This is a genomic window from Novosphingobium sp. 11B (assembly GCF_054589055.1).
The window spans coordinates 27463-37760 of the sequence record NZ_BAAILP010000204.1 but is presented as its reverse complement, the minus strand read 5'-3'; the positions used below and the strand labels follow the sequence as shown (position 1 = coordinate 37760).

Annotated in this window: 11 protein-coding genes; 5 read left to right on the top strand and 6 right to left on the bottom strand. The window is 67.8% G+C overall.

Going from position 1 to position 10298, the window contains the following annotated elements:
- On the bottom strand, positions 1-1173 hold a 1173-nt coding region (locus ACYPYD_RS18570; RefSeq protein WP_459664726.1), incomplete at its 3' end, for a penicillin-binding protein activator.
- 41 nt (positions 1174-1214) lie between these two features.
- On the opposite strand from ACYPYD_RS18570, the gene rsmI reads away from it, so the two are divergent.
- The 4 genes from rsmI to ACYPYD_RS18550 all read left to right on the top strand — a co-directional run bounded on the left by rsmI (position 1215) and on the right by ACYPYD_RS18550 (position 4226).
- Positions 1215-2042 carry a 16S rRNA (cytidine(1402)-2'-O)-methyltransferase gene (gene rsmI, locus ACYPYD_RS18565; RefSeq protein WP_459664724.1) on the top strand — a complete coding sequence of 276 codons (828 nt, stop codon included), beginning with the start codon at positions 1215-1217 and terminating at the stop codon, positions 2040-2042.
- Positions 2039-2401, top strand: a complete 363-nt coding sequence (locus ACYPYD_RS18560) for a YraN family protein (protein ID WP_459664722.1) — start codon at positions 2039-2041, stop codon at positions 2399-2401. The genes rsmI and ACYPYD_RS18560 overlap by 4 nt, the downstream gene beginning before the upstream one ends.
- 100 nt (positions 2402-2501) lie before the next feature.
- The gene (gene gshB, locus ACYPYD_RS18555; RefSeq protein ID WP_459664720.1) at positions 2502-3473 is read left to right on the top strand and encodes a glutathione synthase; all 972 of its coding nucleotides are present in this window, start codon (positions 2502-2504) and stop codon (positions 3471-3473) included.
- Positions 3474-3623: 150 nt separating this feature from the next.
- Positions 3624-4226 carry a DedA family protein gene (locus ACYPYD_RS18550; protein WP_459664753.1) on the top strand — a complete coding sequence of 201 codons (603 nt, stop codon included), beginning with the start codon at positions 3624-3626 and terminating at the stop codon, positions 4224-4226.
- 1 nt (position 4227) lies between these two features.
- On the opposite strand, the gene ACYPYD_RS18545 is transcribed toward ACYPYD_RS18550, so the two are convergent.
- From ACYPYD_RS18545 to rph, 5 genes are read right to left on the bottom strand one after another with little or no spacing between them, the layout of a single operon-like run.
- The gene (locus ACYPYD_RS18545) at positions 4228-5127 is read right to left on the bottom strand and encodes a tyrosine recombinase XerC (protein ID WP_459664717.1); all 900 of its coding nucleotides are present in this window, start codon (positions 5125-5127) and stop codon (positions 4228-4230) included.
- Complete coding sequence (gene hemW, locus ACYPYD_RS18540; RefSeq protein WP_459664715.1) at positions 5127-6278, bottom strand: radical SAM family heme chaperone HemW; 1152 nt, start codon at positions 6276-6278, stop codon at positions 5127-5129. Before hemW ends, ACYPYD_RS18545 begins: the two co-directional genes overlap by 1 nt.
- A 31-nt stretch (positions 6279-6309) precedes the next feature.
- On the bottom strand, positions 6310-7818 hold the full coding sequence (locus ACYPYD_RS18535; protein WP_459664713.1) for a tetratricopeptide repeat-containing sulfotransferase family protein: 1509 nt from the start codon (positions 7816-7818) through the stop codon (positions 6310-6312).
- Complete coding sequence (rdgB, locus tag ACYPYD_RS18530; RefSeq protein WP_459664712.1) at positions 7802-8443, bottom strand: RdgB/HAM1 family non-canonical purine NTP pyrophosphatase; 642 nt, start codon at positions 8441-8443, stop codon at positions 7802-7804. The genes ACYPYD_RS18535 and rdgB overlap by 17 nt, the downstream gene beginning before the upstream one ends.
- Positions 8443-9159: a ribonuclease PH gene (gene rph, locus ACYPYD_RS18525; protein ID WP_008832746.1), complete on the bottom strand. Its 717-nt coding sequence runs from the start codon at positions 9157-9159 to the stop codon at positions 8443-8445. Before rph ends, rdgB begins: the two co-directional genes overlap by 1 nt.
- Before the next feature lie 89 nt (positions 9160-9248).
- Between rph and hrcA the strand changes: the two genes are divergently transcribed.
- Complete coding sequence (gene hrcA, locus ACYPYD_RS18520) at positions 9249-10292, top strand: heat-inducible transcriptional repressor HrcA (RefSeq protein WP_036523137.1); 1044 nt, start codon at positions 9249-9251, stop codon at positions 10290-10292.
- Positions 10293-10298: the final 6 nt, after the last annotated feature.

Genomic DNA, 10298 nt, shown 5'->3' with positions numbered 1-10298 from the left:
CACCGGCGCCGGGCTGACGCCCGTCATCGTCCCCGCGCCGACCTCGCGCACTTCAAGCGCACGCTCGATCAGCCCGCCTCTGGTGAAGCGGAACGCGCCGTCCACGCCGAGGAAGCCGCCAGGGAACGCCTTGGTATCGCGCAGGGTGTCGACCGGGAAGCGGGTGCCCGGCTTCCAGTCGCGCGCGACGCGAAGGGTCAGGAGCACCGCATCATAGCCGAGCGTGGCGATGCGGAACGGCTGGGTGCCGAAGCGCGCACGGTAGCTCTTGGAGAACTGGGCGAAGCGCTGGTCCGACACCGTCGAATACCACGCACCCGCCAGCGCGGCCGAGGCGTTGACGTCGCGCTCGCCGCTCCACAGTTCAGTGCCGAGGATCTTCACGCCGGGCGTCTTCGCCGCGCCCTTGAAGGCCGTGGCGGCACGGACCGAGAGCGATCCGCTGTCGGCGATCAGCAGGGCGTCGAAACCGCCCTTGGCCTTCACGCGCTGCGCGGCCGAAGCGATCGATACGGCGCTGCGCTCGTAGGGCTCCAGAGCGATCACCGAGCCGCCACTGGCGCGTACCGCCTGCAGCAGCGCGGCGCTGGTACGGTCGCCGTAGTCGCCGCGCGGAACCAGCGCGCCGAACGTGGAGATGCCCTGCGAACGGGCGTACTGCACCGTGCGCGTCACCGACTGGCCAGGCAGGTTGCCCATGATGAGGACATCGCGGTTCGCTGCCTGCTCGTCATTGGAGAACGAGATGACGGGAACCTTGGCCGCCTTGGCGATGCCCGAGACGGCCGGGATGTCGTCGGCGAGCAGCGGGCCGAGGATCAACTGGTTGCCGTCCGTCACCGCGCGGCGGGCAGCTTCGGCCGGATTGGCGCTGGTGTCGTACGTTGTCACGCGCAGGTTCTTCGCGGCGGTGTCGAGCAGGGCCATGTTGGCGGCATTGGCGATCGCCTGGCCGACACCGGCGTTGGCGCCGGTCATCGGCACCAGCAGCGCGATGCTGTGACGGTCCTTGTCCACCGGCAGTTCGCTCTGCGAGGGAGGAGGCGTGGGCGCGGGCGGCGGGCCGGGCTGCGGCGCCTTGGGCACCACGGTACAACCGGCGACCAGAGCCATGGCGGCCGCGGCGAGAAGACTGCGACGATTGAGGCGCCCGTTCCCTTTAAGGTCGAACATAGCTTGCCGCTCCCTCGGTATCTGGGCCATGAGTCTGGCCGATGGAAAACACACTCTTGCCGGGCCTTTACATAGTCGCAACCCCGATTGGCAACCTGGGGGACATTACCCTCAGGGCAATCGAGACCCTGCGCGGCGTCTCTGCAGTCGCCTGCGAGGACACCCGCGTGACGGGCAAGCTGTTGCATCACCTCGGTTTGAAGAAGAAGCTGGTACGCTACGACGACCATGCCGGAGAGGGCGATCGCGAACGGCTGTTGGCGATGATGGAAGCCGAGCCGGTCGCACTGGTCAGCGATGCGGGGACGCCGCTGATCTCGGACCCGGGCTATCGCCTCGTGCGTACCGCAAGGGAGCGGGGAATCGCGGTAACCAGCCTGCCGGGGCCGAATGCGGCGGTAGTGGCGATGACGCTTTCGGGCCTGCCGAACGACCGCTTCCTGTTCGCCGGTTTCCTGCCGAACAAGGTCAAGGCGCGCGAGGACATGCTGGCCGAACTGGGTAAGGTTCCCGCCACGCTGATCTTCTACGATACGGCGCCGCGCCTTGACGCGTCGCTGGCCGCGATCGCCTCGGTGCTGCCGGGGCGCGAGGTCGCGGTGGGGCGGGAACTGACCAAGAAATTCGAGGAATGCCGCAGCGGTTCTCCACAGGAACTGTCGGAATACTACGCGGCGCACCCGCCCAAGGGCGAGATCGTGCTGCTGATCGCACCGCCCGGAGAGGAACCGTTGGGAGAAGTGGACGTCGATGCCCTGCTGCGCGAGGCGCTGGCCACGGCCAAGGCCTCCCAGGCCGCAGCGGCGGTGGCGAAGGCGACCGGGCTCGACCGCAAGACGCTCTATGCCCGGGCACTCGAACTCAAATGAGCGAGCGGCGCAAGCGGGCCGAGCGCCATGGACGACGGGGCGAATGGCTCGCCGCGCTCTACCTCTGGCTCACCGGCTGGCGCGTGGTCGGGCGGCGGGTGAAGACCCGCAAGGGCGAAGTGGATATCGTCGCGCGGCGTGGACGCACGGTCTGCTTCGTCGAGGTGAAGTGGCGGGCGACGCAGGCGGAACTCGCCATGGCCATCGATGAGCGGCGGCTCAGGCGCGTGGCCGATGCCGCGCAATTGATAGCGAGCCGCTATGCCCGTCCCGGCGACGACCAGCGCATCGACGTGATCCTGATCGCGCCTTGGGTTTGGCCCCGCCGAATCGTCAATGCCTGGCAGCCAGGAGGCTGACGCGGACTTGAAACTCGCGATTGAGGTCGCACCTAGGCGCGAACGCGGCTAGACCGCCGCCGACCAAAGTACCCCTGACTCCGAAAGGCCCGAATCCGCCATGACTTTGCGCGTCGCCGTCCAGATGGACCCGCTCGAAACGATCAAGATCGCGGGCGATTCGAGCTTCGCCCTGATGCTCGCCGCGCAAGCGAGGGGGCACACCCTCTATCACTACGACGTGCGCACGCTGGCCTATGACACCGCGCACGGCGCCGCTGGTCGCCTGACCTGCTGGGGCGCGCCCGTCACCGTCCAGCGCGTCGAGGGCAATCACTTCACGCGCGGCGAGTATCGCCTGATCGACCTCGTCGAAGACATCGACGTGGTGCTGATGCGCCAGGACCCGCCCTTCGACCTGGGTTACATCACTGCGACGCACCTGCTGGAAAGGCTCGCGGGCAAGACGCTGGTGGTCAACGACCCTGCTTCTGTGCGCAATGCGCCGGAGAAGGTCTTCGTGCTCGACTACGCGCGGTTCATGCCGCCGACGTTCATCGCCCGCCGGATCGAGGACGTGAAGGCGTTCAACTTGCGCCATCCCGGCGACCTCGTGATCAAGCCGCTTCACGGAAACGGCGGCAAGGCGGTGTTCCGCGTGCCCGCCGACGGATCAAACCTCGGCGCGCTGATCGAGATGTTCGAGAACGCCTGGGTCGAGCCGTTCATGGTCCAGCCCTTCCTCCCCGACGTGTCGGAAGGCGACAAGCGCATCGTCCTTGTCGACGGCGAGTTCGCGGGCGCCATCAACCGCAAGCCGGGCGAGGGCGAGTTCCGATCGAACCTCGCGGTGGGCGGCTCGGCCGAGGCCAGCACGCTCACTTCGGCGGAAGAGGAAATCTGCGCGGCGCTTGGGCCGGAACTCAAGGCGCGGGGGCTGGTTTTCGTCGGTATCGACGTGATTGGCGGAAAATGGCTGACGGAAATCAACGTGACTTCGCCCACCGGCATCGTGGCGATCGACCGGTTCAACGGCACAGATACGGCCGCGCGCATCTGGGATGCGATCGAAAGGCGGCATGCCGCGATGTGATCTTTTCTCCTGCCCCTTCAGGGGCGGGATACGCAGGCTTGGCCGCTCAGCGGCCTAGCCGAAGTTGGGTGGGGCTGGTGCTCAAGCTCCCCTTCCAAGCTGCGCTATCCTTCCCCCTGACAGGGCAAGGACAACCGGGTGTCCCTCATCGTGGGTGAATGGATCTACGAAATCGTCCGGCAGGGCGGATACCTCGGCATCATGTTCCTCATGGCGCTGGAGAACATCATCCCGCCGATCCCCTCCGAGGTCATCATGGGCCTTGGAGGGATCGCCGTTGCGCGCGGTGACATGCATTTCTGGCCGCTGCTGTTCTGGGGAACCTTGGGATCGGCCCTTGGCAACTACGTGCTGTTCCTCATAGCCGATCGTCTCGGCTACGAGCGGCTGCGGCCGTTCATCGACCGCTGGGGCCGCTGGCTGACGCTGGAATGGCACGATGTCGAAGTGGCCGGACGCTTCCTGCGCAGGCACGGGCACTGGGTGGTCTTCGTGTTCCGCTTCATGCCGATGTTCCGTTCTGTGATATCGATCCCGGCCGGGCTGGCGCACATGGGGCACGTCAAGTTCTTCGCCTTCACCTTCGTCGGAGCGGCGATCTGGAACGTGGCGCTGATCCTCGGCGGGCAGTGGCTCGGCCAGACGCTGGCGCAGGCGGAGCAATGGCTCGGTTGGGCGACGCTGGCGATCGCGGCGGTGACCGTGGTGTTCTACATCTGGCGGGTGCTGCGCTGGAAGCCGCGCTCAGAGTAGATCAGTCCCGCTCGCGCGGGTGGGCATTGCGATAGACGTCGAGAAGCGCCGCCGCATCCACCTTGGTGTAGATCTGCGTCGATCCCAGCGAGGCATGGCCCAGCAATTCCTGTAACGAACGCAAGTCCGCCCCCGCGCCGAGCAGGTGGGTGGCGAAGCTGTGCCGCAGTGCATGAGGGGTCGCGCTTGCGGGGAGGCCCAGCCATACCCGCGCTTGCGCCACCGCCTTCTGCACCATCCCCTGCGACAATGGCCCGCCCTTGGCGCCCCGGAACAGCGCCTTGTCACGCTCGACCGGCCACGGCGACAGGGTAAGATACTCCGTCACCGCATTACGCACCGCAAGTAGCAGCGGCACCATCCGAGGCTTCCCGCCCTTGCCGGTGACCGTCAGCGTCTCACCCAGCGGCAGCGCGGCGCCCGTCAGCGACAGCGCCTCGGCGATACGCAGGCCGGAGCCATAGAGCAGCATCAGCACCGCGCGGTCCCGCGCGCCGATCCAGGGCTCCGAAGCGTCGTCCCGGACCCCTTCCGCAAGGCCCACCGCTTCGTCCGGGGTGACGGGGCGCGGCAGGCCTTTCTTGACGCGCGGCCCCTTAACGCGCGGCGCCGATGCCTGAGCGATCCCGGCCTTTTCCCGTGCGAAGATCAGGAACGCCTTGAGCGCCGAAAGCTCGCGCGCGGCCGAGACATTGCCGATGCCGTCCTGCCGCCGCGCCGCCAGATGCGCGCGCAGTCCCGCCGCATCGAGTACGGCCAGCCTGTGCCAGTCGGCCTCGCCCAGACTGTCGAGCAACCGTCCTGCCGTCGCAACGTAAGCCCGCACCGTATGCGGACTGCGCCGCCGTCCTTGCGCCAGATGGGTGCCCCAGGCTTCGAGCAGGTCGGCCTTCTGCGCCATCAGCCCTCGACCAGTTGTGCGGGCACCAGTTCGCTGAGCAGTCCATCGAGCAGGACCATGCCCGTTTCGGTAACGCCGACCCGCGCGCCGTCGCGCCAGACGAGGCCCTGTCCTTCGTAGAACCGTGTCTTGGCCGGATCGCAAAGCTGATCCTCGGCCATGCCGAACCTTGCCGCCATCGCGGCGAGGTCGACCCCTTCGCGCAGGCGCAAGCCCATCAGCATTGCCTCGCTCGCCTGTTCGGGGATGCCGAGCGGGCGTTCCTCGACGATGCCCTGCGCGGATTTCGCCATCGCGGCGAGCCAGTTCTCCGGCTTGCGGTGGCGCACCGTGGCCAGACCGCCGCGCCGTCCATGCGCGCCGGGGCCGATGCCGCAATAGTCCTGATAGCGCCAGTAGGTGAGGTTGTGACGGCTCTCCTCGCCGGGACGGGCGTGGTTGCTGATCTCGTAGGCCGGGAGCCCTGCGGCGGCAGTGACCTCGCGGGTGAGCGCGAACATGTCGGCGCAGGCGTCCTCGTCGAGCGGGGTGAAGTCACCTTTGCGCACCATCGTCTCGAAGCGCGTGCCCGGCTCGATGGTCAGTTGATAGAGCGAGAGGTGCCCGGTGCCGTATGCCAATGCCCGGTCCAGTTCGGCGCGCCAGCCTTCCAGCGATTGGCGGGGACGGGCATAGATGAGATCGAAGCTGACGCGCTGGAAATGCCGCTGCGCCACTTCCAGCGCTTTCAGGCCTTCCGACGCATCGTGCAAGCGGCCGAGGAAGCGCAGCGTCGCGTCATCCAGCGCCTGCAGGCCCAGCGACACGCGGTTGACGCCGACGTCCGCCAGCGCCGCATAGTTGGCCGCCTCGACCGAGGAGGGGTTGCCCTCCAGCGTGATCTCGATGCCGGGCGCGAAGCCCCACAGCGCCTCGGCCTCCTGCAGCAGACGCGCGACCAGCGCGGGCGGCATCAGCGAGGGCGTGCCGCCGCCAAAGAAGATCGACTCCAGCGGTTCTCCGCCTGCGAGTGCGTGTTCGTGGCGCATGTCTAAAAGCAGCGCTTCCTGCCAGTGCGCGTGATCGACACGGTCGCGGACATGGCTGTTGAAGTCGCAGTACGGGCATTTGGCGAGACAGAACGGCCAATGGATGTAGAGGGCGCGGGCCATGCTTCTCTCAGGCGCGGATAGGCGCGCGAAGTCAATAGCCCCAATCGTCGAGGGCGGGGACGAGCAGGTGTTCCACCGATGCGAATTCGGCTTCGTAGTTGCGCCAGCGTTCCACCGAAGCGCGGCTCAGCGGCCGGGTCACCTGGCTGCGGCTGGGGGTGTTGATGGCGTGCGTGGCGGCGCTCTTGTGGAAATCGCGCATGCCCTCGGTCCATGACAGGTCGAGGGCGGGCAGCACCGCGCGCATGGTGCCTTCGAGGTCATCGACAAGTGCTTCGTAGCGTACTTCGCAGGCCCGCAATCCCAGCGCATCGCGCCAACGCCGCCATGCGCCGGTTATCAGCGCGTGGAAGCGCACCGCGTCATCCCAGCGCAGCAGGTTCACAGTCGAAGGCGAGGGCGGCATCATCTGCAGGACGCTTGACAGACAGGCATCGCGTGGGCTTCGGACCATGAACAGGATCGGCGCTTCCGGGAACAGGCGCTGGATCACCGGCAGGTCGATCACGTTGAGCGCGAACTTGTCGATGAGGCGGCCGGTGGCAACTCCCGGCCCCAGGCGTATGGCCGCAAGTGCCCGATAGCGCGCCCGCAGCGCGGCGACGGTGCTGCGATCGAGGGCATCGAGGGCACTCAGGCGAGACGGTCCCAGCCGCATAGCGGCTTGCGTGCCGGACAGCAGCGGCGCCTCGTCGGCGACCGTGACGCCGGGCGCGCAGGCGAGAACCTCCTGCATCAGCGTGGTGCCGGAGCGAAGGTAGCCGATGAGAAACACAGGCGCTGGATGGTCGTCGGCCGGTGCCTCCCGGCGCCAGCGTGCAACCATGGCGGCGTCGAAATCCGCAGCGTCCCGTTTCAGGATGCGGGCGACCACACCGGCATCCTGCGCGGCATATTCCGGGACTTGCGCGGTGAGCGCGGCTCCGGCCTCGATGTCGGGAAAGACCTCCGACCAGCGGCCCAGTCTGTCCAGCGCACGAGCGCGTTCCCGATGGGCGCGCATTCTGTCGCGAACGGGAGCCTCGCGGGCAAGAACGGCGTCGAGCCGGGCCGCTGCATCATGCGCCCTTCCGGCATCGATCTCTATGCTTGCAGTCAGGACTGAAAGGGCGGTCGCGTCGGGGGCGTGCCGCGAGGCGCGCTCGCAGGCGTCGAGCGCCAGTTCGTGGCGCGACAACTGCGCGGCGGCAGTGGCGGTTGCATGCCACAAACCGAACTCGTCGAGGCCGCTTGCGGCGATGCCTTGCAAGAGCGCAAGCGAGGCCGCCGGATCGCCGACCCTCTGCAGCAGCTGCGCGACCGGGAGCAGGTCTGCGGGAGCGATACCACCGGACAGACGCGCCAGGCCCGCATCGCGCAGGCACGGCACGCCTTCGTAGAGCTGCCCGGACGCGCAGAGCGCTTGTCCAAGCCATAGAGTGATCGCCGGATCGCCCGGCACCTGCTCCAGCGCCGCGCGAAAATGCCGGATGGCCGCGCCGAGTTGCCCCTTCGCGGCCGCCTCCCGGCCAAGGCGAATGGCGTCAGCCGCCTGCCGCATCGCCGAACTGGTCGGCCACCAGCTTCGCGAAAGCGTCGGCGCGGTGGCTCATGGTCTGCTTTTCCGCGACGGTGAGCTGCGCAAAGCTGACGTCGCGGCCCTGCGGCACGAACACCGGATCGTAGCCGAAGCCCATCGTGCCGCGCGGCGGCCATGAGAAGGTGCCGTCAACTCGACCTTCGTATATAGCCTCGTCGCCCTCGGGCCATGCGATGGCGAGGACGCTGGTGAACCAGCAGGAGCGGTCCACATCCGGTCCCTGCTCGCTGAGCAGGCCCTCGACCTTGCCCATCGCCATGTACCAGTCGCGGCCGGGCTCACCCTCGAACCACTGCCGTTCCGCCCAGTCGGCGGTGTAGACGCCCGGCCTGCCGCCGAGCGCCGTCACCGAAAGCCCGCTGTCGTCCGCCAGAGCGGGCAGCCCCGCCGCCTTCGCAGCGGCATGGGCCTTGAGCAGCGCGTTCTCGACGAACGTCGTGCCGGTCTCCTCCGGCTCGGGCAGGCCAAGCTCGCCCGCCGAGACGCAGTCCACACCGAACGGGGCCAGCAGCGCGGAAATCTCGCGCAGCTTGCCCGCGTTGTGCGTGGCGATGACCAGCTTCGATCCATCGAGCTTGCGCGTCATCAGCGGCCGACCGCCTTGGCCTGCGCCGCGAAGATGCCCTCGCAGCCGATGCGGGCGAGACGCAGCAGGCGCAGCAGGCCCTCTTCGTCGTAGGTCGCGCCTTCGGCGGTGGCCTGTGCCTCGGCGATCAGGCCGCCTTCGATCAGCACGAAGTTGGCGTCGGCGTCGGCGCCGCTGTCCTCGATGTAGTCGAGGTCGAGCACCGGGGTGCCCTGATGGATGCCGCAGGAGATCGCGGCGACGCGCGCGGTGATGGGATCTTCCTTGATCTTGCCGTCGGCCATCAGCTTGTCGACGGCAAGGCGCAGCGCCACCCAGGCGCCCGAGATCGAGGCGGTGCGGGTGCCACCATCGGCCTGCAGCACGTCGCAGTCGAGCACGATCTGGCGTTCGCCGAGCTTCTTCATGTCGACCACGGCGCGAAGCGAGCGGCCGATAAGGCGCTGGATTTCCTGCGTGCGGCCCGACTGCTTGCCCTTGGCGGCTTCACGGCTGCCACGGGTATGCGTGGCGCGGGGCAGCATCGAGTATTCCGCCGTCACCCAGCCTTCGCCCTTGCCGCGCAGGAACGGCGGCACCTTCTCCTCGACCGAGGCGGTGACCAGCACGCGGGTGTCGCCGAAGGAGATCAGGACAGAGCCTTCCGCGTGCTTGGTAAAGCCGGTCTGGATGTCGATGGCACGCATTTCGTCAGGTGCACGGCCGGAAGGGCGCATTCTTGGGAATCCTCGTCGTGAAAATACCCGCTCGCCCTAGGCGCATTGGGCTTGAGGGTTCAAGAGCGATGGCTAAATTGACACGCGATATGCCCACGCCCCCGATCACCGAACTGACCACCCGCGCCCGCGACATCTTCCGCCTTGTAGTGGAGGGGTATCTGGCGACCGGCGTGCCAGTGGGCTCGAAGACGCTCGCCGGGCCGGGCGGGGTGAGCCTGTCGTCCGCCTCGATCCGTTCGGTGCTGGCAGACCTCGAAGGGCTGGGGCTGCTCGCCGCACCGCATACCAGCGCGGGGCGCCTGCCGACCGAGGCGGGGCTTCGCCTGTTCGTGGACGGCATCATGCAGGTGGCCGAACCCACAGCCGAGGAACGACAGGCCATCGAGCGCCGCATCGCCGCGCCCGGGCCGATCGAAGCGGCGCTGGAGGCTACCAGCGCCCTGCTTTCGAACCTCTCGTCGGGTGCAGGCGTGGTCATGGTGCCGCGCCGGGAGCCGCGACTCATGCACCTGCAACTCGTGCCGCTGGCACCGGGCCGGGCGCTGGCGGTGCTGGTGGGCGAAGATGGCGGGATCGAGAACCGCGTGCTGGAACTGCCAATGGGCCTTCCCTCCGGCGCGCTGGAGGAAGCCTCCAACTACATCTCCGCGCATCTGGGCGGTCGCACGCTGGCGCAGGCTGCGCGAGCGATGCGCGCGGAAATCGCTTCGGGCAAGTCCGCCCTCGATGCTGCGAGCAGCGATCTCGTGGAGCGTGGTCTTGCCGTGTGGAGCGAGGATGCCACTGCAAGGCCGGTTCTGATCGTGCGGGGGCAGGCCAACCTGCTCGACGAGGCGGCGCTGACCGACCTCGAACGCGTCCGCTCGCTGCTCGACGACCTCGAGAACAAGCAGTCGGTCGCCGACCTGCTCGACACCGCGCGCGAGGCGCAGTCGACGCGCATCTTCATCGGTTCGGAGAACCGGCTTTTCGCGCTTTCCGGGTCCTCGGTCATCGCTTCGCCCTATCGCGACCGTGAGGGCAGGGTAGTCGGCGTGGTGGGGGTAATCGGGCCGACTCGGTTGAATTATGCGCGCGTCGTCCCCATGGTGGACTTCACTGCCCAGAGCCTGGGCAAGCTCATCGGATAGCTGGAA

Excerpts from the sequence above, each read along its gene's own strand:
- ACYPYD_RS18535 (WP_459664713.1), bottom strand. The coding sequence starts at position 7,818 with ATGCGGCAGGCGGCTGACGCCATTCGCCTTGGCCGGGAGGCGGCCGCG.
- rph (WP_008832746.1), bottom strand. The coding sequence starts at position 9,159 with ATGCGCCCTTCCGGCCGTGCACCTGACGAAATGCGTGCCATCGACATC.
- rdgB (WP_459664712.1), bottom strand. The coding sequence starts at position 8,443 with ATGACGCGCAAGCTCGATGGATCGAAGCTGGTCATCGCCACGCACAAC.
- gshB (WP_459664720.1), top strand. The coding sequence starts at position 2,502 with ATGACTTTGCGCGTCGCCGTCCAGATGGACCCGCTCGAAACGATCAAG.
- rsmI (WP_459664724.1), top strand. The coding sequence starts at position 1,215 with ATGGAAAACACACTCTTGCCGGGCCTTTACATAGTCGCAACCCCGATT.
- ACYPYD_RS18560 (WP_459664722.1), top strand. The coding sequence starts at position 2,039 with ATGAGCGAGCGGCGCAAGCGGGCCGAGCGCCATGGACGACGGGGCGAA.
- hemW (WP_459664715.1), bottom strand. The coding sequence starts at position 6,278 with ATGGCCCGCGCCCTCTACATCCATTGGCCGTTCTGTCTCGCCAAATGC.
- hrcA (WP_036523137.1), top strand. The coding sequence starts at position 9,249 with ATGCCCACGCCCCCGATCACCGAACTGACCACCCGCGCCCGCGACATC.
- ACYPYD_RS18545 (WP_459664717.1), bottom strand. The coding sequence starts at position 5,127 with ATGGCGCAGAAGGCCGACCTGCTCGAAGCCTGGGGCACCCATCTGGCG.